Consider the following 22,372-nt stretch of genomic DNA (forward strand, 5'->3'; position numbering starts at 1 on the left):
AAAAGCGGCTTTATACTATTGTTAAGCGAATTAATTCAATCCTCTTTTTTTCATTAGGTGAATAGGATCTGGATCTTGACCTCTAAATGCTTTATACAATTTAGCCGGATCTTCAGTATTTCCCTTTTCTAAAATATTTTTACGGAAAGATTCTGCGGTAGCAGGGTCATATATTCCTTTTTCTTTGAATGCTGCAAAAGCATCAGAATCCAATACTTCGGCCCATATATATGCATAGTAACCTGCTGAATAACCTACAGGGTTAGAGAATATATGTTGGAAATAAGGGCTTTTATAACGCGGAATAATAGCGTCAATAAGACCTGCTTTATCCATAGCTGTCTTTTCGAACGTTTTTGCATCTACGGTGATCGGCTTTGTAATAGAATGATAATCCATATCTAATAACGAAGCAGAAAGATATTCTGTGGTTGCAAAGCCTTGATCAAAAGTACCCGCATTCTCCATCTTAGTAATCAATGAGTCAGGAATAGCTTCACCAGTTTTATAATGCTTAGCATAAGATTTCAATACTTCAGGATCACTAGCCCAGTTTTCCATAATTTGAGAAGGTAATTCTACAAAGTCACGGGAAACAGATGTACCTGCTAAAGATTGATATTTTACATTAGAGAATAAACCATGTAACGCATGACCAAACTCATGGAATAATGTACTCGCTTCGTCAAAAGTCAATAAAGCTGGTTGATCTCCTACAGGTTTTGTAAAGTTACATACGATAGAAATAACAGGAGCGATACGCTTACCATCTTTGGTAAACTGATCGCGGAATGAAGTCATCCAAGCACCACCACGTTTTGACTCACGTGGAAAGAAGTCAGCATATAATAAGCCTAAGTGAGAACCATCTTTATCCTTCACTTCATACACTTCAACCTCAGGATGGTAGGTAGGCACATTATTTAAGGCTACAAAAGTAATACCCCATAATTTGTTTGCTGTAGCAAATGCCCCTTCTCTTACTGCAGTAAGGGAGAAATAAGGTTTTAATTCTTCTTCATTCAACGCAAAACGAGTAGATCTAATTTTTTCTGCATAGTATCTCCAATCATAAGGTGCTACATCAAAATCAAAACCTTCGTCAGCCATTACTTTTTGAATATCTGCTGCTTCAACTTTTGCCTTATTTAAGGCAGGATTCCACAGTTTATTCAATAAAGCATATGCATTAGATGAGTTTGCAGCCATGGATTCTTCTAAAACATAGGCCGCATGCGAAGGATATCCTAATAAATTAGCCCTTTGCAAACGTAGGTTAGCTATTTTGATTAATGTTTCATTATTATCTTGAGCATTACCATTATTGCTTCTCATTTGGTATCCGTCCCATATTTGTTTACGTAGCTCACGATTATCAGCATATTGCAAGAAAGGCATTACCGAAGGATTCGATAATGTAAATACCCATTTGCCCTCTTTTCCTTTTGCTTTAGCCGTTTCTGCAGCAGCAGCTTTTAGCCCCGCTGGCAAGCCCGCCAAATCTTCTTCTTTGTCGACAACAAGCTCAAAAGAATTTGTTTCTGCTAACAAATTTTGTCCAAATGCTGTTGTTAATACTGATAATTCAGCATTTATTTTTTTCAATTTTTCTTTATCTGTATCTGACAAATTTGCGCCAGAACGTACAAATCCTTTATAAGATTCTTCTAATAATTTTTGATCTTCCGCATCTAATCCAAAAGATTCTTTAGTATTATATACTGTTTTTACACGTTCAAAAAGCTTACCATTAAGCGCAATATTATCTCTATGCCCAGACAATAGAGGCGCCAAATCTTTGGCTATCGCTTGAATCGTATCATTGGTATTTGCGGAGTTTAAGCTAGAGAATACAGATGATACCTTACTTAATAAAGAACCCGCATTTTCTAATGCTACAATAGTATTATCAAATGTGGGAGCCTCTGTATTATTAACAATACTATCAATTTCTAAATTGTGTACACGTATTGCTTCTTCAAAAGCAGGTCTGAAATGTTCATCTTTAATTTTATCAAAAGGAGGAACCTCAAATGGAGTTTCGTATTTGGCTAACAAGGGATTATCCGAATAATCATTTTTCTTATCATTAGTACAGCCCACTACAATGGCTGCAACAACTAAAAAAGGAAAAAAGCTTCTTTTTATCATATTATCAATTTATTGTTTCCGAAATTATAAGGAACAAAGGTAGTCATTAATTAACAAAAGAATATTTTCCTTAAACAGATATTTAACACTATTTGACCGACCAAAACCCCAATTTGACCGAATAATAACAAATAACATTCTTAAACTAACCTACTTTTGTACAAGTTTTTACATACATACTGTATTAGGATAATGAAAAGTTTGAAAAAGTTCTTTTGGTGGTGCGCTGGAGTCCATAAAGCCACACTAAAAAAATACCCCGAAGAACAAAATAAATATTTTAGCATTGGTGCTACAATATTTTTCACCGGTCTATTTGCTGCCGTAGCAGGTGGTTATGCTTTGTATTTTGTATTTAGTGGCAGTGCATTTGCGCTAATTTATGCCACATTATTTGGCGTCATCTGGGGATTAGCGATTTTCAATATGGACAGATACATCGTCCTAAGTATTGATAAGTCCAAAACTGGATTGAAGCAATTCTTACAAGCATTGCCGCGAATTATCTTGGCTATAATCATCGGTATTGTTATTTCTAGACCTTTAGAATTGAAAATTTTTGAGAAAGAAATCAGCGAACATCTACGGGTAGAATATCTTAAAAACCAACAAGCAACTATTGACACACTAAACAGCACTTTTGAGCATAAATATCAAGTAGAATACAAACAATTAATGAGCCTAAAGACACAATCAGATTCTTTGGAAAGTGCTATAAAGAGTGAACGTCAAAAATTGAACCATGAAATATTTGGTACTAAAACTACGGAAACATCAGGTGTCATGGGCTATGGCCCATACGCGAAGATGAAGGAAGAAAGCCTTAAAAAACAAGAAATATTTCTTGACACATTACGAGCACAAGTAATACGCAAAGAAAATATACTCTTAACCAAAAAAGAGAAAGAAGGATTAATGGATGTCAAAATCCTTTCTGACGCGTCCTTAGATAGTGCTATTAACAATGCTGGCTTTGCAGACCGAAATGCTGCGTTGAGCAAATTGCATATTAATGCGGATGGCACGACAAATCAATCTACAGAATATGCTGTTCTATTTATCGCGTGTTTATTTATATTTTTTGAGTGCTTACCTGTATTAGTAAAATTGATGAGCGGAAGAGATCCTTACGACATTGCTATAAACAATAAACGCACCGTTCACAATTTTGAATCTGCTTCAGATATTGATATAGAGAAAAATGCACTCAATCAACTTATTCCCTACCGCACTGATGTCGCCATCAAGCGTAGAATGGATGAAATGACGGAAGCCTACGAGAGAAACAAAAAAATAGATTAAAAATAAAATTCATTTTTAGTATAAAAATTAGGTTAGTATCAGTATTTTGTATGTTTTAACTGGATCAACCTTATTTTGTATGAAAAAAAATGTCCTAGGACTTGTCATAGCCTTATTGTCTATCAGTTACCACTCCTATTCACAATCAGGAAGAGGACGTGCACGTGATTTTAATATCGTAACGGGTATCTTGCCCACAGGAAAGCTGAATGGGATCACTGATGTACCTGGGGTAAAAGTAGGACAAAAATCCGTCATCAAAGACAATAATGTCCGTACAGGTATAACCGCTATTATTCCACATAGTGGCAATCTATTTCAAGATAAAGTAGCAGCCGCAGTATATGTAGGCAATGGCTTTGGTAAAATGATGGGTATTTCACAGATTGAAGAATTAGGAAATATAGAAACCCCCATATTATTGACCAATACACTCAATGCTCCGAAAGTAGCAGATGCCTTGATCGACTATATGATTAGCCTACCAGGCAATGAAAATATCAAATCTGTAAACTCCGTGATCGGTGAAACCAATGATGGTGGCCTTAATGACATCCGTGGTAGACATGTCCAAAAAGAAGATGTCTTCGAAGCCATCCAAACTGCATCCATAGGAGCTGTCAAAGAAGGTAATGTCGGCGCCGGAGTAGGCACAGAATGTCTTGGGTTCAAAGGAGGAATCGGCACCGCATCCCGTGTATTACCGCCTTCAAAAGGAGGATATACTGTTGGCGTACTCGTACAGACCAATTTTGGTGGTGTCTTGAATATCAATGGCGCGCCAGTAGGTAGAGAATTACAAAACTACTATATGATGAATCCGAAGAATGCACCTAAGGCAGATGGTTCATGTATGATTGTAATAGCTACCGACGCACCCTTGTCAAGTCGCAACTTGAAAAGACTTGCCAAGCGATCATATATTGCCTTTGGAAATGTGGGTGGTTTTTCATCCAATGGTTCTGGTGATTATTCAATTGCCTTTAGTACACACCCTGCTACTAGAACACCCTACAACAATAAAGGAGCCATAGTCTTACAGACGGAAGACATCCACAACGACGAATTATCACCCTTATTTATGGCCGTATGGGAAGCTACAGAAGAAGCTATCCTAAACTCTATGTTTGCGGCAGAAGATATGACGGGACACAACAATAAAACCATCAAAGCACTACCGATCAAAGAAACGTTGGAAATATTAAAAAAATATAACGCGTTAGATCACGGTAGCCTACCTAAAGCAATGACGCAATAGTATGAAAATATACATCACACTATATCTCTTCATTTCCTTGCTATGTATAAGCCCAGCGCAAAGTCAAGATATAAATACCCAAATAGAGGAAATAATGCATTTGGCCGGTACACCGGGCATACAAATATCCTTCAGCAAAGGAAAAGAGGTAAAGAATTATGTACAGGGCCTAAAAAAACAAGGTGAAGATGAACCTATTCTTTCTGACACACGTTTTCAGGCCGCTTCATTAACTAAAGTAGTCGCTGCTTACGCGTTCTTTAGATTGATCGATCAAGGTCTTATAAACCTTGACACCCCCCTATTGGATTATTATGCTTATGATAGACTAAAAGAAACTCCTGGGGGCGATAAAATAACGGCACGCATGGTGCTTACCCACCACAGTGGCTTATTAAACTGGGAAGGTGATGTACCGACAGATACTTGGCGTAAAACACCATTAACCCTCCAATTTGAACCAGGCACAGATTATATGTATTCTGGGGAGGGATATTATTTCCTTCAGGAAACAATGGAGCATATAACAGGCAAGAGTTTTCAGGAAATAATCGAGCAAGAAGTATTAAAACCACTCGCTATGACAAAAAGTAATATCGTATGGAATGACTCCTTGGCTAACAATACCGCATATGGTCACTATAGCTATGACAAACCACGCAAACTAGGAACATACCGCAAGAGTAATGCTGCTTATACACTATACACGACATCGGAAGACTACCTAAGGTTTGTAAACAAAGCCATTATGAAGGGGGAAGGCCTAAAAAAAACTACCCATCAATTAATGTTGACACGTAGTGCGGAGGCCAAGAAAGGAAAGACCATAAGTAGCGACGATCAATATGTTCCTTGTGCGCTAGGTATGCGCATGCAGCTCAATGAAAAAGGAACAGCCTATTGGCACACCGGATCAAATCCCGGCTTCCGTTGCTTTTTTATTACCTACCCGAGCACAAAAGAAACATTAACGGTATTTATGAATTCCGATACTGCATTTCCAGCGATGAAAAAATTAATGCAATTATTTTTGAGTCCGAATCAAACCTTTTGGGCTTATGACTGGCGTCAAGGCGAATTGGATTAGCTATTATTGGCATAAATATTGGACAATATAGCATAAAGTTAATTATATGATAAAGAACACATTTAGAGTGCTGGTAACATTGATCCTTACCCTGTTTATAGGATTAAATTCTTCTAATGCACAATCGGTCATTAGTAAAATAGATCCTAAAATATTCCCTGAGGCACAAAAGGGGTATAAAAAAATGATTATAGAAGTTCCTTATTCGGAAAATGACGCAAACAAGAAAATCGAATTTTATGTCGGCAAATGGATGGATGTAGATGGTTGCAATTCATTCAACTTAATGGGTACATATACACAAAAGGACTTACAAGGTTGGGGCTATAGCTATTGGGATTTTACGACCAAAGGAGAAGTACGAAGTACATTAATGGGATGCCCAGATGCCAAAGGCCGTCATTTATTTGTTAGTGCAAGTCCGCAGATTGTAGATTATAATGGCCGTATGCCTATTGTTATTTACGTACCGGAAGGCTATGATGTACAGTTCAAGATATTCAAAGCAGAAAATGAAGTATATAGAGCTGCAGAAGCTAAATAGAAAGAAAAGATATTAGGTATAATATGATGTTTGAATTCAATAAAAAAATAGCCCTAACACTATTTATCATTTGTATAGTTCTCATTACGATAAGTATATATACGAGTATTTCAAACGATAAAAGCACGCAGGTTATAGCATTGAATTACATCACATTACCAATATCGCTATTCATATCGGCTTATATATTTGGCTATTGTGCATTCCACAAAAGCAACAAGAATATGGAATCAAATAAAACTAAACAATAAATTTTCATTCTTTAACAAAAGAAAAGCCTCTCTTAGTACTAAGAGAGGCTTTTCTTTTATATTATAATAATAAATTCTTATTGGAATTTTTTACCATTTACTTTACGTTCATTTTCTGTTAAGTAGATCTTACGTAAACGAATAGATTGAGGAGTTACTTCAATATACTCATCTGCTTGGATATACTCCATACATTCCTCTAAAGAGAATTTAATAGCAGGTGCAATACGTGTATTGTCATCTGTACCAGAAGCACGCATATTTGTCAATTGTTTTCCTTTAACAATGTTAATTGTTAAATCGTTGTCACGGATGTGCTCACCTAAGATTTGACCTTCATAAATGTCAGCTCCTGGATCCACAAAGAATTTACCACGATCTTGTAATTTATCGATAGAGTAAGCAGTAGTAGTACCTTTATCTAAAGAGATCAATACACCATGCAAACGTCCAGGGATAGTACCTTTCCACGGCTCGTAACCTTTCAGACGGTGTGCCATTACAGCCTCACCAGCAGTAGCTGTCAATACGTTGTTACGTAAACCGATGATACCACGAGAAGGGATATCAAACTCTAAGTGTTGCATCTCGCCTTTTGTTTCCATAATCAACAACTCACCTTTACGTTGCGTTACTAACTCGATAACTTTGCCAGATACTTCAGCAGGTACGTCAACAACTAAAACCTCGATAGGCTCACATTTTTTACCATCGATTTCTTTCAAGATTACTTGAGGTTGACCTACTTGTAATTCGTAACCTTCACGACGCATTGTTTCGATCAATACAGACAAGTGAAGAATACCACGACCATATACTAACCAAGCATCAGGAGATTCTGTAGGAACAACACGTAATGCTAAGTTTTTCTCTAATTCCTTTTGTAAACGATCATGAATGTGACGAGAAGTAACTAATTTACCTTCTTTACCGAAGAATGGAGAGTTATTAATCGTAAACAACATGTTCATTGTAGGCTCATCGATGCTGATAACCTCTAATTGTTCTGGATTCTCGAAATCAGCGATAGTATCACCAATATCAAAACCTTCAACACCAACAACCGCACAGATATCACCACAAGCAACCTCTGCTACACGACGACGGCCTAAGCCCTCAAAAGTGTGCAATTCTTTAACGCGTGATTTAACGATTTTGCCATCACGTTTCATTAATGAAATAGGTTGGTTTTCTTTGATTGTACCACGCGCAACACGACCGATAGCAATACGACCTACGAAAGTAGAGTAATCTAACGATGTAATTTGCATTTGTAAAGTACCTTCAACGAAAGGAGACGGTGGGAAGTGATCGATGATAGCATCTAATAATTCAGATACATCTTCTTTCGGCTCTTTCCAATCTGTAGACATCCATCCATTTTTAGATGAACCATATAAAACAGGGAATGCTAATTGCTCTTCTGTCGCATCTAAGCTATAGAATAAGTCAAATACATTCTCATAAACCTCATCAGGACGACAGTTTTCTTTGTCTACTTTGTTAACCACAACAAGAGGTTTCAAACCTAAAGCTAACGCTTTTTGTGTTACAAAACGTGTTTGAGGCATTGGCCCTTCAAACGCATCTACTAATAACACAACACCATCAGCCATCTTTAAGACACGCTCTACCTCACCACCGAAATCGGCGTGACCAGGAGTGTCAATAACGTTAATTTTAACGCCTTTATATTGAACTGAAACATTTTTAGCAACGATTGTAATACCGCGTTCACGTTCTAAATCATTATTGTCTAGAATTAAATCACCTGTACCATCATTATCTCTAAAAAGATTTGTGAAATGTAAGATTTTGTCTACTAATGTAGTTTTCCCGTGATCGACGTGAGCGATAATCGCGATATTTCTAATATTTTGCATTGAGCGATAATGTATTATAAAAAAACAGAGGTGCAAAGATATATATTTTGTGTCTCATATTTTGTATTTTTCCGTGTTTTTTTTCAAAATATCAAATTAATTTATTATTAACTACGCGTATTAGACTAAAAAAACGCTATTAAGGTACATTAAGCTAATCATCTCCAAAATTAAAAGGTAACAATATTTTGACTAGACCAAGACCTTCTAAACACTTAAATACACAAAAAAGCCTTGAAATTCAAGGCTTTTTAAATTATAAGATATACTATAAACACTAGTTTATAACACCTAATTCCTTACCTACCTTCGTAAATGCAGCGATTGCTTTATCCAAATGCGCTATATCATGACCCGCAGATATTTGTGTACGAATACGTGCTTTTCCTTGTGGTACAACAGGATAATAGAATCCAATTACATAGATACCTTCATCTAACATTTTAGCGGCAAATTCTTGGGCTAATTTGGCATCATATAGCATCACTGGTACAATCGGATGGAAACCTGGTTTGATATCAAAACCAGCTTCAGTCATCTTCTCACGGAAGTATTTAGTATTAAACTCTAATTTGTCACGTAACTCTGTTGTTTCGCTCAACATATCCAATACCGCAACCGAAGCACCCGCAATAGCAGGGGCTAAAGTATTAGAGAATAAATATGGACGAGAGCGCTGACGCAACATGTCAATGATCTCTTTGCGGCCAGATGTAAAACCACCAGAAGCACCACCAAGCGCTTTACCCAAAGTTCCCGTAATAATATCTACACGATCAATTACATTACATAACTCGTGTGTTCCACGTCCTGTTTGCCCAATAAACCCTGTACAGTGAGATTCGTCAATCATGACCAATGCTTCATATTTGTCTGCTAAATCACAGATTTTATCAAGCGGCGCTACTGAACCATCCATTGAAAATGCACCATCTGTAACAATGATACGGTGACGCGCACCCGCTGCTGCTTGCAACTGAGCTTCTAAATCTGCCATATCACAGTTTTTGTAACGGAAACGCTGCGCTTTACACAGACGGACCCCATCAATAATAGAGGCGTGATTTAATTCATCAGAGATGATCGCATCTTCAGCACCTAACAAAGGTTCGAATACACCACCATTCGCATCAAATGCTGCAGCATACAATATAGTATCCTCAGTTCCTAAGAACTTCGACAATTTAGCTTCTAATTCTTTATGAATATCTTGAGTACCACAGATAAAACGAACAGATGACATCCCATATCCATAAGTATCGATAGCCTTTTTGGCAGCCTCTAATACTTTGGGATGAGAAGACAATCCTAGGTAATTATTAGCACAGAAATTTACTACTTCCTGTCCTGTACTTACTTTTATATCTGCTCCTTGAGGAGTAGTAATAATACGCTCTTGCTTATACAAACCAGCTTCCTTTATAGCAGCAAGTTCTTGCTCTAATACAGGCTTTAATGTTTTATACATACGATTTTTTTTAAATTTAAAGAAGCTATTTAACACGTACGATATTTCATGCTAAATATTCTATTTATCAAAGATAAGATTAAAAAAGAAACTCTTTAAACGAAATCGATTGTTTGATTTTAAATTAAAAAAGGCAGTATAAAAACTGCCCTTTTTAATTTATTTTGGATTAATTACTTATCCAATGTCCAGGTCTGTGTGCGTCCAAGGAGTGAGAACCCCATGTAGCCGCGCACATTTAATTTATCACCATCGCGGATAATGGTGCATTTATATGTCTTCCCAGATTTTGGATCTGTGATCGTTCCACCGGTAAACTCTTTACCCTCCTTCTTCAAGCCACGAATAATCTCTAGCCCTATTAGCGGCTTATTCTTGCGATCATCCTTACAAGCTACGCATGTTTCATGCTCTGGTTTCTGTAACAATTTAAATATTTTACCATAATATTTGCCATCTGCTTTTTTATATATTTCTACAATAGACTTCGCTTTACCCGTATCATCATCTATGGTAGTCCATTTACCAACTATATCTCCAGACTGCGCAAACAAGGATATAGAAGCTATAACCATTGTCAATGTGAACATTAATGTTTTCATATATTATCTTTCATTATAAAATCGTATTATACAAGATACTATTTTTTTCTATGCGAGCATATTTACTTAATTTATTATATTTGTTATAACAACATTTAGTTATCGTTTAACATACCATTAGGTATGTATAGCTGGCATTAAATTTGAACATCTACTTAAACAAACATTTTATAATGAGATTTATTATTTCTTTGTTACTTACCGGATTAGTTGTCACTATCGCAACATATGTTATCCCAGGTGCTCATGTAGAGAACTTTTGGTGGGCGATTATTGCAGGACTAGTTATTGGTGCCGTTAATGCTATTATTGGCGGAATCCTTCGTTTATTTACCTTCCCTTTAAATTGGTTGACATTTGGTTTAGTATCCTTTATTATTACCATTCTTATGATACAGCTAAGTGACTCAATACTAGGCTCAAAATTTGAAGTAGAAGGATTTTGGAATACTGCATTTTTTGCGATAGCTGTTGCAGTTCTCGAAATGATTACTGATAGTATAAAAGGAAAGACAAAATAGTGTATAAAAGAAAAGGCAACTCTTTGGAGTTGCCTTTTCTTTTATACTCATTACAACTAATACGATCCAATATAATAACTACCGGACTGATTTTTGAGTTTCACCCCTTTCTGTGTTGCCCCTGTCTTCCAATTAACGATATACAATTGCCCATCCAAACTCGGAGGTGTTAGCGGAATAAACGCATTGTCACCTGCTACGACAATATTTTGAAATTGCGTAAAGTCCAATTGTGATTCAAAATCATTGGCCACTTTAGTTGCTGTCTTGGCATTAAGATCGATTAGCGCAATATATCCACCTTTGCTATCTATATCATAGATCACTATAGCTTTGCCATCTTGGATATACGTCCATGCCTTGATACCTACACGCCCAGATGTGATATTCAACGCTACAGCCAAATCAAACAAATAATCATTGTCATACGTATTTGTAGCTCTATCTATACGTAGAATATGAGGATAGCTAATAATATTTACCCCTGTAGACTGATATACATGCTTATCAGTACCTACATATTGAGACATCGTCCTTAAGCTATTATTACCAAATTTACTTTGTGTTGACCATATCAACGTCGGATTTGCCAGTGAAGGATAATCCAGTACTAAGGATACGGTACCTCTTATATTTGCGTCATCATTCTCCCATACCCACTCTTCTACACCTGTTCTGGCATTCACCATTTTTACAGGAGGCTTATTAGGATTTACCTTCATCAATTTACATCCTATGAATACTTTGGTCTTCGCTTCATTTAAGACTGGCACATCTACACGATCTACGGTATAGCCAGCCTTCTTATCCTCTTCGGACAATGGGAATACAATATCCGTAGAATTGATTAAGCTTGGATTGTGGAGGTCCAATACAGCGACAGCAATATTCCCTCTGTTAAATACATACTCTTGCGTTCCATTTTCAGCTTTCTCGGGATCAATAGGAGATGAATACCCTTGAATTTCGACGCCAATACCTATTCCTTCAGCAGATTTAACCCATCGAGGAGTTTGACCTAAAATAGCAGCTGTATTTATTTCTTCACCTGTATCTATAAAATTTCCGGCTCCTTCCACTTTAAATTTATTAAAGACGCCACCATTTACACCTCGATACTGAATATTATACAAATAATTGCCATTTATAGACCCCTGCACACGGGCCGTTCTATCAGAGCGTACAGCATAACCATCCTTATAGATATCAATTGTTTTCGTATCATCTCTAGCTTCGGCTTCCGTTAAACCATATACCAATGTACCTCCATTTCCAGGTACTCCCTGAGCATCTGGAAAAGTAGCTGATAGGGTAATATATTTTCTATCCTCATTGTCTGCGCCATCTTCTAACTTTTCGGCTCTAGGAGTAGGATCTGTACTCCTAGTACAAGCAGTCATTATACCTAGCGCAATGAAGCTCCCGAAGAGGGCGGATCTAAAAAAAAAATTGTTCATAACTTTATTATTATTCATTTATAATTTATTTAAGGATTACATCTTTATACTTACATATCTAAGGTTCATCTAACAGCAAGATTCTACGACAGATTCGCTCCAATTGAATTGACTATTAGCCTATAAAATTTTATCTCTTTATGAATGATATGATTCTTATTACACTACACAAACCTGGAACTAAATCCCATAAATAAAGTCCATAGATTAATCAAGAAATTGTAATACACAGAAAAAAAATAATTTTAAATTAACCTATAGTTAATTTACTGGTCAAATATAGAATTATTATAAACAAGAAGATTACGCATGCGGGAATCAAAACTACCAGATTGGCAATAAGTGATAAGGTACATCGAACAAAACTCCTTATACATTAATATAAGGTAAACACATCGTTGAACGATTAGCAATTTCATGGATTATAGTAGGAGGAAAAAAGATAATTTTGGTTTTCTACTATGAATTAAGCAGGTCTACAGCATTATATAGTTCCTTAAACGAACTACCTTAAATATAGAGAACTAACAAGAGGGATACCACGGCTTGGTTCCCTCTTGTTGTCTGTTATACTATATACCAATTAATACGATCCAATATAGTAACTACCAGATTGATTCTTCAATCTAGCACCTAAAACAACAGAACCATCTTTCCAATTGACCACATAAATCTGACCATCAACTCCACTAGGTGTTAATGGAATATAAGCAAAGTCACCAACAACACCTATATTTTGATACTGAACAAAATCTAAGGTAGCTTCATATTGATTGGAAATCCTTCGTGCGGTTTTAGCATTTAAATCTAATAACGCTATATAGCCACCCCTGCCATCAATATCATATATAGCAACAGCTTGGCCATCTCGTATATAAGTCCATGCTTTTATACCTACACGCCCTGTCGTTATATTTAAAGCTGCCGCTAAATCAAACAAATAAGAATTGTCGTAGGTATCGGTATTTCTATCAATACGCAAAATATGCGGATAACTCGTAATATTAGCGCCAGTAGCTTGGTAAATATTACCATCTGTCCCTACATACTGCGTCATCGTACGATAGCTACTGTTCCCAAACCTACTCTGTGTCGACCATATCAATGTTGGATTGGCCAATGAAGGGTAATCTAAAACAAGGGTAACAGATCCTTTAATATTTTCATTGTCAGACACCCAAGACCATGACACAGCATTTGTTTGTGCATTCACCCGTCTTACTAATGGTTTTTCAGGATCTACTTTTGTGATATTACAGCCAATAAAAACTTTATTTCTTGCGGCATTCAATACAGGTACATCTATACGGTTAACAGTATAACCTTCATTTTTTTCCTCTTCAGTAAAAGGAAATTCAAAAACTGTAGAATTAATCAATTTAGGATCATTAAGATCTAATACTGCAACACTCGCTGTGCCCCTTACATACTGATAGGTTTGGGTCCCAGCCTCTGCACGATCCGGATCTATTGGCGACATAGCTCCCGCCATGCTCACACCAATACCTATACCTTCAACAGATTTTACCCAACGCGGGGATGCTCCCAAAATCGAAAACGTATTTAATTGTTGGCCGGTGTCTTCATATTTATTACCACCATTGACAGTATACTTATTGAAAACCCCTCCATCTACACCTGTATATTGAATATTGTACAGATAATTACCATTTACAGAAGCTTGAACACGGGCCGTTCTTTGCGACCTAAGGCTATACCCATTCGTAAAAATATCTATGGTCATTGAAGGATCTCGCGCTTCCTCTTCCGTTAGGGCAAAAGCAAGCGTCCCTCCATCTCCTGGGACAGGAGGCGTTGCATCATTAGGTATTGCTGCAGTAAAAGTTATAAATCTCCGTTCTTGATTATCAGCACCATCATCTTCTTGCTCTGTAACAATAGTTGGATTATCATTTTTTGAACAAGAATACATTATACCAATGGCTACTGCAGAACCTATTAAAATTGATTTTATGATTGTATTATTCATGGCTATATTATTTATTTAATTAATGTTTCTTTTTTATGTTATCCAACATATAGTTTAACTTGAGGTAGATTCCTCTTCCAGGTTTTTGTACTGCAAAATTGTCGTACATCTCCGCATTCAAAAAATTCTTTAAATCCAAGCTAACAACTATATTCCCTTTAGGTGTACGGTAACTGCCACCTAAGTCATGAAAAAACTGTGTAGGTGTTTCAAACCATTTGTCTGAATCGACCCATACTGTGCTAAATGGTGCCACATAACCCATATTGTAATAAATATTAAAGACGGACTTCTTTTGCAAGATATTATCGAGACGATAATGCGCCGAACCGTTTACCGTAAAAAATGGTTCATTAGGCAATTGGCGATTATACAAATAGTGGCGATTCCCATTTTCGTCTACCTCTTGTTTGAAAAGGGTACTAAATCGCGAAAAATTAAGCAATACATTCAGCCTATTCTTGTAACTATATGTTACCTCAGCTTCAATCCCTCTAGATTGTGTTCTACCTATATTGATAAACTTTGTTGTTTCTATATTAGCGTCATTCTCACGTCCTACAATTACAGAATCTACCGCTTGAGGAGCTATTTTATCATATCCATTACGCCAAAAGGCACTCGCATATAATGCGATTTTGTGTTCTTTGATCACTATAGGGGCGTATCTAAAGCCTAGGTTATAATTAATATTTCGCTCAGGCAAGAGGTCTAAATTCTCCAAAATATTGGTTACTGGATTTCCATATATTTGCTCATCTTGAGGTGAGATATATGAATTCTCGGTAGAGCCGATAAGGAATAATTTTGGAATGACATTATAGGAAGCCGTCAAACCATAACCAGGCTTAGAATTTGTAATCGTATTTCTAATACCACCATTCGTATACATACTCTGATTGATGGTATACTTCGCTAATACATTTGTCATCAATTTATTAGCAAAAGTTTGCGCTTCATAATTAAAGCCAATAATATTGGTCATTGTATTGCGCTCGATATTAGCGTTAGACAGGTTATCATGATTTAGTAAATCCTGATCAACCCTTTTTGTACGATTTAAATTATGATTTAGAGACAATTTATGTCCATTGGTGACTATATAAGATAGATTTGTCCGTGTATTTATAATTGTTCTATCGACATTCAGAATAGTAGCAGGCCCTTGCTGTCCCTGTCCTAAAGGCTTAATCCTGGCGCGTGGTTCACCTTGAAAAATGAACATTAATGGCTTACCATCCCAGTTGTACATGGCGCGTGCAGTGTCCTGCAAATAAGCACTTCTATTGGAGTAAACAGCGTTTACATGTAAAGATAAACCGTCCAATAACAAGTTGCTTTTCACATAATTCAAACTAAATATATTAGCGTTAAATTTTTGAAACCTCCCTACATAGGGCTGTGCCATAGTGGTGCCATGAGGAATATCTTGGTAGTTGTCAGAGACAGTATAGCCCAAGAAAAATTGATCTGCCCATGTTACATCCGTAAACCCAAATTCAAAACGGCCACCGATAGATTTATAGGTGTTATTAAACCTTTTGAAACGCTGATATCTATTGAGCTTCAGAAATTCATCTGTAAGGACCGCAAATTTACCCCACATCTCATAAGTATTGTCCGAGTAGGTTGTAAATCCCGAAACTCGAGCTGTAAACCCAGATTTTTTATCGTTATAAAAGATGCCTAAATCCCCTTGAAAAGTATTAAATGAACCATAAGAAATAGAAGCAGTCACCAGATCAGAGACAGCATTTTTCTTCATGATAACATTGATGGCTCCACCTACATAATCGCCCGTAAGATGAGCAGGTAATACCCCTTTATAAACCTCAATACGCTCGATCATAGAAGGGGGAATAGTATTCAAGTTGAAAGAAGTACCAAACGTTGATATGGGTATACCATCCAAAAATATACCTACCGTACTGCCAGACATACCATTTAGATTATACTCTATTGCTGCGCCTACGCCTCCATTTTGCCGAACACGAACACCTACTGCACGGTCTAATAATTCATTCACCGTAACATTTCGTAGAGCGGCTTCTTTCGTTTCTATAACTGCGACAGCAAAACCCGATGTTTCTATTTGTTTTTTAGTGGTTTTACGTACTACATGCACCTCATCCAATTCCAAATCACCTTGAGGTTTGATAAGAATATTCAAATGTGGATAATCAGTATTTACATCCAGAGCTAACGCTTTAGATTGAATCTCCAAAGAAGATATCAAAAGCCTATATTTACCTTTGGGAATTGAATTAAAACTATAGTTACCATCTACCCCGGTGATGGCTGTATAATTTGTTCCTTCGATTTTTATTGTAGCCTCTGAGATTGGTTCTCCATCTTTGTTATGCACTCTCCCTTTAATGGAAAAAGAAGTTTGAGCAAAACAAAAAACAGTCATAAACAAGAAACAAATTACTAAGATATTTTTTTTCATTACATGTGATTAAACGATAAATCAATCATACAAGATTAATTTTGAGTTAAGCTATTTTACCAAATGTAGAATTATTCTAAATAAGAAGATTACGCATAAGGGAATTAAAGCTACCGAATCGGAAATAATCCCATTACCTATGGTTAAATAAAACTATATCCCTACATACAATTTGTTGTTTTAAGGAATGAACCACTTCGTCGAAATTGGAATAATGAATAGGAATACCTATTTAAATATTAATAAAAAGATAATATATAGTACGATAGGAAGGATTTGGGTAACGGAAAGATATTTAAGGAAAAAATAATGACACCAATTAGGTTAGATAATTTACCTTGGAAAGATCAGTGCATAAAAAAGCCCCCAGAAAGCGTATAACTTTTTGGGGGCAGCGTATAATTATGTGAAATCTATTTTATTACAATTAATAAGAACCGATATAGAAGCTACCAGATTGGTTTTTCAATTTCGCCCCCGCTGTAACCGTACCATTTTTCCAATTTACTAAATAAAGTGTACCGTCCAAACCACTTGGTGTCAATGGTATATAAGCATAATCTCCCGCTACCACAATATTTTGGTATTGGCTCAAGCTCAATGACGATTCATATTGATTAGCAACTTTTGTCGCCGTTTTTGCTGTTAAATCTAGCAGGGCAATATAACCACCTTTACCATCAATGTCATATATAGCTACTGCTTTGCCGTCTTTGATATACGTCCATGCTTTTATCCCAACGCGACCAGTAGTAATACCCAATGCTTTGCCTAGATCAAATATATAGTCATTATCATAGCTATTCGTATTTTTATTGATACGCAGAATATGTGGGTAACTAGTCGTGTTAGCACCTGTGGATTGATACACATGACCATCAGTACCCACATACTGAGTCATCGTGCGGTAACTATTATTACCATATTTACTTTGTGAAGACCAGATAACTGTAGGATTAGCCAATGAAGGATAATCCAATACTAAAGTCACCGTACCTTTGATATTTGCTGCATCATTATTCCAAGCCCATGTAACGGCATTAGTTTCAGAATTAACAGTTTTTTTAGGTCCTTTAGTAGGATCCACTTTAGCAATATTACAGCCGATATACAATTTATTTTTAGCAGCATTAAGAACAGGCACATCTAAACGACCAACAGAATAGCCTGCTTTTTTCTCCTCATCCGAAAAAGGGAATTCAAAATTTGTTGAATTGATCACTTTAGGATCGTCAAGATCTATAATAGCAACCGTAGCTTTTCCTCTTTCATACTCATATGTCTGTGTACCTGCTTCTGCTTTGACAGGATCTATTGGTGCTGAAGCACCAGAAATATTTACCCCTACGCCTATCCCTTCAGCAGCTTTCACCCAGCGTGGAGAAGTGCCCAAAATAGAAGCTGTATTTAATTGTTGCCCCGTATCGCCGAATTTATTGCCACCGTCTACTTTATACTTGTTAAAAATACCACCCTCAGTACCTGTATATTGAATATTGTACACATAGTTACCATTTACAGAAGCTTGTACCCGTGCAGTACGTGCAGAGCGCAGAGCATACCCTTGATTATAGATATCAATAGTTTTGGTCGGATCTTTGGCTTCATCTTCCGTTAAAGCATAGGCCATTGTTCCACCATTACCTGCTACTGGAGGTGTTGCATCATCAGGATATGCCGCCGTTAAGGTAATATATTTTCTACTTTCATTATCTGCACCATTATTTGTTTCTTCAGGTCCATTATTCGGCGTATCATTTTTCTCGCAAGCTGTCATTGTTCCCAAGACAACTAAAGAACTCCATAAAACTGATTTTAATAATTGTTTTTTCATTGCTAGATTATTTTAAATTCACTTATTTTTTCTTTTAATATTATTCAACATATAATTGAGTTTTACATAAACTCCTCTTCCAGGTTTTTGTACTCCAAAATTGTCATACATCTCGGCATTCAAAAAATTCTTTAAATCTAAGCTCACTACAATATTACCTTTCGGTGTACGATAACTACCCCCCAAGTCATGGTAAAACTGAGTAGGAGTTTCGAACCACTTGTCCGAATCGACCCAAACGGTACTAAATGGTGCAACATATCCCGTATTATAGTACACATTGAAAATAGATTTCTTTTGGATAAAATTATCAAAACGGTACTGGACAGATCCATTTATTATAAAGAACGGTTCATTAGGCAGTTGCAAATTATATAGATAATGTCTTTTACCATTTTCGTCAAGCTCTTGTTTGAACAAGGTATTAAACTTTGAAAAGTTGATTAAGGCATTAAGTTTGTTTTTATATACATAAGTAATCTCTGCCTCAAATCCTCGAGACTGGGTTTTTCCAATATTGATAAACTTTGTTGTTTCAAGATTTGCATCGCTCTCACGCCCAGGGATTACAGAATCTACAGCTTGGGGAGCAATTTTATCATAACCATTGCGCCAGAAAGCGCTTGCATATATGGCTATTTTGTGATCCTTGATCTGTAATGGTGCATACCTAAATCCTATATTATAATTGACATTCTTTTCAGGCAAAAGCGCTAAATTTTCTAGTATATTGGTTTCAGGACTTCCATATATCTGTTCATCACGTGGTGATATATAAGTATTTTCGGTCGATCCTATGACAAACAATTTAGGAATGATATTGTACGAAGCAGTCAATCCATAGCCAGGATTAGCGTTGGTAAGCGTATTGGTAACACCACCATTATTGTAATGATTTTGATTGATCGAATACTTAGCCAACAAATTTGTCTTCAACTTATTATTGAAAGTTTGTGCTTCATAATTAAACCCAAAAATATTGGTTGTCGTATTACGTTGATTATTGGCATTAGACAAATTATTGCTATTTAACAGATCTTCATCTACTCTTTTAGTATGATTCAAGTTGTGGTTTAAAGATACACGATGACCATTTGCTACCGTATAAGATATATTCGTACGTGCACTGATAATCTTTCTATCGACATTGGTAATCGTTGCCACACCTTGTTGCCCCTGACCTACAGGCTTTATTAATGGGGTAGGTTTGTTGTTCAATATATATACAAGAGGGCTACCGTCCCAATTATACATAGCGCGAGAAGTATCTTGTAAGTACGTACTTCTATCCGAATAAACAGCATTTACATTCAAGGACAAACCGTCTAGAAAAAGATTTCGCTTGCTATAACTTAATGTAAAAACATTGGCATTAAACTCTTGAAACCTCCCAACATAAGGCTGTGCCATAGTTGTGCCATGCGGAATCTCTTGGTAGGTATCTGATACATTATACCCTAAGAAAAATTGATCTGCCCATTTCACATCTGTAAAACCAAATTCGAAACGCCCACCGACAGATTTATAGGTATTATTGAACCTTTTAAATCGTTGATATCTTTTTAATTTAAGATACTCATCTGTAATCATCGCAAACTTGCCCCACATCTCGTAACTATTATCCGTATACGTATAAAAACCAGAAATTCGCGATGTAAAACCAGACTTTTGATCTCTATAAAAAGCGCCTAAATCAGTCTGAAAAGTATTGAATGACCCATATGAAACTGCTGCAGTCAAATTATTCGCGGAAGCATCTTTCTTCATAATAACATTGATTGCACCACCGACATAATCGCCTGTCAAATGTGAGGGCAACACCCCTTTGTAGACCTCTATTCGCTCGATCATAGCTGGCGGAATATTATTCAGATTGAAAGAAGAGCCAAATGTAGCTATTGGCGTACCATCCAAGAATATACCGATAGAGCTACCCGACATCCCATTGAGATTATATTCTATTTGAGAACCAATACCACCATTTTGACGAACACGTACACCAACAGCACGGTCTAATAATTCATTAGTGGTTAGGTTTCTTAGTGACGCTTCTTTAGTTTCTATAACTGCCACAGCAAATCCTGATGTTTCTAATTCTTTCTTTACAGTTTTACGCTCTACACGTACTTCATCTAATGCCAAATCACCTTTTGGATCAATATGAATATGTAAATCAGGATAGTTTTTATTGATATCAATCGCGAGCTTCTTGGGTTTAATTTCTACCGACGATACAGATAGTGTATATTTTCCTTTGGGCACGGCACTAAAGTTATAACGACCATCTTCATCCGTTATAACAGTATAAGGTGTCCCTTCTATTTTTATAGTTACATGTGATATGGCTGTACCATTTTCATCATGCACCTTCCCTTTTATAGAAAAAGTTTGTTGTGCAAACAATAACAATGTGCAACAAAGTAAATAAACTGTTAGGTAGAATTTTTTCATTATCTAAAAATAATATAATATCTTTATCTTTCTTTAGAACAAGTCTAAATTAAAGTAGTGGCACAAATGTAGAATTATTCTAAATAACAAGATGACGCATTCGGAAAATAAACCTTCATATTCAGAAAATTGTGCTACAACACTTGAGGATATATATCCAGATAAGCTAACAGCCATTAATTTTTCGATCCAATACACTATATTAGATCAAGTAAAAACCACTATCATAGATAGTCCATTTGATGGTTTTTTGAATATTCTGTATCCCGAAACTATAGATAGCTGTATCAATTCCTATGTTCTCAATGAATATTCATATATTATTCGTAGGGGTGAAAATATTATCCATGCGGTGACACGAGGAGATAAATTGAAATGGAAAAATATAAATGACCAAAATATAGGGATCGCCATTTACATACCTAATCATGTAGTAGAAGATTTTAAGGAGAAATTTGTTGGGCTAAGCCAGCGCTTCAAAAATGGCTTATTAACAAAGAGCGACAGCCGTATCATATTGATTTGCAAGCAAATAATAACACTTCATAAGAACGCAGATTCGTTGTATCAACTACGCATCCAATCCTTACTCATAGATGCTATAGTACATCAGATTGAGAGCTTATTTGTAGAGAATGATAAACAAGAAATAATAGTAAACAAAAGTCACTACGATAAAATAATCCTGGCTAAAGAATTTATTCATAAAGACCTAGCCAAAAACTATACAATAGCCGAATTGTCAAAATTAGTAGGTACGAATGAGCAATACCTAAAAAAATACTTTAAACAGCATTTTGGAAAAACAGTAATGAATTACATTACAGATCAAAAGATGAATTATGCTAAAGGCTTAATCATGTCTGGCGAATATCGTGTTTCGGATGTTGCCCGATTAACAGGCTACAAGCATTCTACACATTTCACGACAGCCTTCAAGAAGTATTTTGGATTTATTCCTAATTCATTACGTTATACCTTTTTATTAGCTTCCGTAGGAACACAGCAAATACTGGCAGAGGTTGAAAATTTGATAAATATAGTATAACACAACACAGGTCTCGACTAATTGAGCCTTGTGTAGTATTAAACATCCATATTCCTTAGAACTTATAACCCAATGT

At 36.2% G+C, this 22,372-nt stretch carries 15 protein-coding genes; 6 read left to right on the top strand and 9 right to left on the bottom strand.

Annotated elements, in window-relative coordinates:
* Positions 1–30: 30 nt before the first annotated feature.
* Complete coding sequence (locus IP023_RS04755) at positions 31–2,151, bottom strand: M3 family metallopeptidase (RefSeq protein WP_241789106.1); 2,121 nt, start codon at positions 2,149–2,151, stop codon at positions 31–33.
* A gap of 192 nt (positions 2,152–2,343) precedes the next feature.
* On the opposite strand from IP023_RS04755, the gene IP023_RS04760 reads away from it, so the two are divergent.
* The 4 genes from IP023_RS04760 to IP023_RS04775 all read left to right on the top strand — a co-directional run bounded on the left by IP023_RS04760 (position 2,344) and on the right by IP023_RS04775 (position 6,342).
* Positions 2,344–3,453 carry a DUF4407 domain-containing protein gene (locus tag IP023_RS04760; RefSeq protein WP_241789107.1) on the top strand — a complete coding sequence of 370 codons (1,110 nt, stop codon included), beginning with the start codon at positions 2,344–2,346 and terminating at the stop codon, positions 3,451–3,453.
* Positions 3,454–3,532: 79 nt separating this feature from the next.
* Complete coding sequence (locus IP023_RS04765; RefSeq protein ID WP_241789108.1) at positions 3,533–4,711, top strand: DmpA family aminopeptidase; 1,179 nt, start codon at positions 3,533–3,535, stop codon at positions 4,709–4,711.
* Position 4,712: 1 nt separating this feature from the next.
* The gene (locus IP023_RS04770; protein ID WP_241789109.1) at positions 4,713–5,798 is read left to right on the top strand and encodes a serine hydrolase domain-containing protein; all 1,086 of its coding nucleotides are present in this window, start codon (positions 4,713–4,715) and stop codon (positions 5,796–5,798) included.
* Between the two features lie 46 nt (positions 5,799–5,844).
* Entirely contained in the window at positions 5,845–6,342 is a 498-nt protein-coding gene (locus tag IP023_RS04775; RefSeq protein WP_241789110.1) for an ecotin family protein, read from the top strand.
* A 328-nt stretch (positions 6,343–6,670) separates the two neighbouring features.
* Here the strand turns inward: IP023_RS04775 and typA are convergent, their stop codons facing one another.
* The 3 genes from typA to IP023_RS04790 all read right to left on the bottom strand — a co-directional run bounded on the left by typA (position 6,671) and on the right by IP023_RS04790 (position 10,546).
* Complete coding sequence (gene typA, locus IP023_RS04780) at positions 6,671–8,476, bottom strand: translational GTPase TypA (protein WP_241789111.1); 1,806 nt, start codon at positions 8,474–8,476, stop codon at positions 6,671–6,673.
* A gap of 277 nt (positions 8,477–8,753) precedes the next feature.
* Positions 8,754–9,944 carry a glycine C-acetyltransferase gene (gene kbl / locus IP023_RS04785; RefSeq protein WP_241789112.1) on the bottom strand — a complete coding sequence of 397 codons (1,191 nt, stop codon included), beginning with the start codon at positions 9,942–9,944 and terminating at the stop codon, positions 8,754–8,756.
* A 173-nt stretch (positions 9,945–10,117) separates the two neighbouring features.
* Positions 10,118–10,546, bottom strand: coding sequence for a DUF2147 domain-containing protein (locus IP023_RS04790; RefSeq protein WP_241789113.1), 429 nt, complete (start codon positions 10,544–10,546; stop codon positions 10,118–10,120).
* Between the two features lie 173 nt (positions 10,547–10,719).
* Here IP023_RS04790 and IP023_RS04795 point away from each other — a divergent pair, with 173 nt between their 5' ends.
* A complete protein-coding gene (locus IP023_RS04795) occupies positions 10,720–11,067 on the top strand; it encodes a phage holin family protein (RefSeq protein ID WP_241789114.1) in 348 nt (115 codons plus the stop codon).
* Positions 11,068–11,123: 56 nt separating this feature from the next.
* Here IP023_RS04795 and IP023_RS04800 read toward each other — a convergent pair whose 3' ends face one another.
* The 5 genes from IP023_RS04800 to IP023_RS04820 all read right to left on the bottom strand — a co-directional run bounded on the left by IP023_RS04800 (position 11,124) and on the right by IP023_RS04820 (position 21,248).
* Positions 11,124–12,524: a hypothetical protein gene (locus IP023_RS04800; RefSeq protein ID WP_241789115.1), complete on the bottom strand. Its 1,401-nt coding sequence runs from the start codon at positions 12,522–12,524 to the stop codon at positions 11,124–11,126.
* 583 nt (positions 12,525–13,107) lie between these two features.
* Positions 13,108–14,514 carry a hypothetical protein gene (locus IP023_RS04805; RefSeq protein ID WP_241789116.1) on the bottom strand — a complete coding sequence of 469 codons (1,407 nt, stop codon included), beginning with the start codon at positions 14,512–14,514 and terminating at the stop codon, positions 13,108–13,110.
* Between the two features lie 19 nt (positions 14,515–14,533).
* Positions 14,534–16,963 carry a TonB-dependent receptor gene (locus tag IP023_RS04810; protein ID WP_241789117.1) on the bottom strand — a complete coding sequence of 810 codons (2,430 nt, stop codon included), beginning with the start codon at positions 16,961–16,963 and terminating at the stop codon, positions 14,534–14,536.
* Positions 16,964–17,390: 427 nt separating this feature from the next.
* Positions 17,391–18,797 (bottom strand): hypothetical protein, encoded by a 1,407-nt coding sequence (locus IP023_RS04815; protein WP_241789118.1) that lies wholly within the window; start codon positions 18,795–18,797, stop codon positions 17,391–17,393.
* 18 nt (positions 18,798–18,815) lie between these two features.
* Positions 18,816–21,248, bottom strand: coding sequence for a TonB-dependent receptor (locus IP023_RS04820; protein ID WP_241789119.1), 2,433 nt, complete (start codon positions 21,246–21,248; stop codon positions 18,816–18,818).
* Between the two features lie 91 nt (positions 21,249–21,339).
* Here IP023_RS04820 and IP023_RS04825 point away from each other — a divergent pair, with 91 nt between their 5' ends.
* Positions 21,340–22,296: a helix-turn-helix domain-containing protein gene (locus IP023_RS04825; RefSeq protein ID WP_241789120.1), complete on the top strand. Its 957-nt coding sequence runs from the start codon at positions 21,340–21,342 to the stop codon at positions 22,294–22,296.
* Positions 22,297–22,372 lie beyond the last annotated feature (76 nt).

Source organism: Sphingobacterium rhinopitheci, from assembly GCF_022627575.1.
Taxonomy (GTDB): domain Bacteria; phylum Bacteroidota; class Bacteroidia; order Sphingobacteriales; family Sphingobacteriaceae; genus Sphingobacterium; species Sphingobacterium rhinopitheci.

What these genes read in the sequence shown, in the direction of transcription:
- IP023_RS04795 (WP_241789114.1), top strand. Translation starts at nt 10,720, where the DNA reads ATGAGATTTATTATTTCTTTGTTACTTACCGGATTAGTTGTCACTATC.
- IP023_RS04770 (WP_241789109.1), top strand. Translation starts at nt 4,713, where the DNA reads ATGAAAATATACATCACACTATATCTCTTCATTTCCTTGCTATGTATA.
- IP023_RS04765 (WP_241789108.1), top strand. Translation starts at nt 3,533, where the DNA reads ATGAAAAAAAATGTCCTAGGACTTGTCATAGCCTTATTGTCTATCAGT.
- IP023_RS04755 (WP_241789106.1), bottom strand. Translation starts at nt 2,151, where the DNA reads ATGATAAAAAGAAGCTTTTTTCCTTTTTTAGTTGTTGCAGCCATTGTA.
- IP023_RS04810 (WP_241789117.1), bottom strand. Translation starts at nt 16,963, where the DNA reads ATGAAAAAAAATATCTTAGTAATTTGTTTCTTGTTTATGACTGTTTTT.
- IP023_RS04805 (WP_241789116.1), bottom strand. Translation starts at nt 14,514, where the DNA reads ATGAATAATACAATCATAAAATCAATTTTAATAGGTTCTGCAGTAGCC.
- IP023_RS04825 (WP_241789120.1), top strand. Translation starts at nt 21,340, where the DNA reads ATGACGCATTCGGAAAATAAACCTTCATATTCAGAAAATTGTGCTACA.
- IP023_RS04815 (WP_241789118.1), bottom strand. Translation starts at nt 18,797, where the DNA reads ATGAAAAAACAATTATTAAAATCAGTTTTATGGAGTTCTTTAGTTGTC.
- typA (WP_241789111.1), bottom strand. Translation starts at nt 8,476, where the DNA reads ATGCAAAATATTAGAAATATCGCGATTATCGCTCACGTCGATCACGGG.
- IP023_RS04760 (WP_241789107.1), top strand. Translation starts at nt 2,344, where the DNA reads ATGAAAAGTTTGAAAAAGTTCTTTTGGTGGTGCGCTGGAGTCCATAAA.
- IP023_RS04800 (WP_241789115.1), bottom strand. Translation starts at nt 12,524, where the DNA reads ATGAACAATTTTTTTTTTAGATCCGCCCTCTTCGGGAGCTTCATTGCG.
- IP023_RS04775 (WP_241789110.1), top strand. Translation starts at nt 5,845, where the DNA reads ATGATAAAGAACACATTTAGAGTGCTGGTAACATTGATCCTTACCCTG.
- IP023_RS04790 (WP_241789113.1), bottom strand. Translation starts at nt 10,546, where the DNA reads ATGAAAACATTAATGTTCACATTGACAATGGTTATAGCTTCTATATCC.
- kbl (WP_241789112.1), bottom strand. Translation starts at nt 9,944, where the DNA reads ATGTATAAAACATTAAAGCCTGTATTAGAGCAAGAACTTGCTGCTATA.
- IP023_RS04820 (WP_241789119.1), bottom strand. Translation starts at nt 21,248, where the DNA reads ATGAAAAAATTCTACCTAACAGTTTATTTACTTTGTTGCACATTGTTA.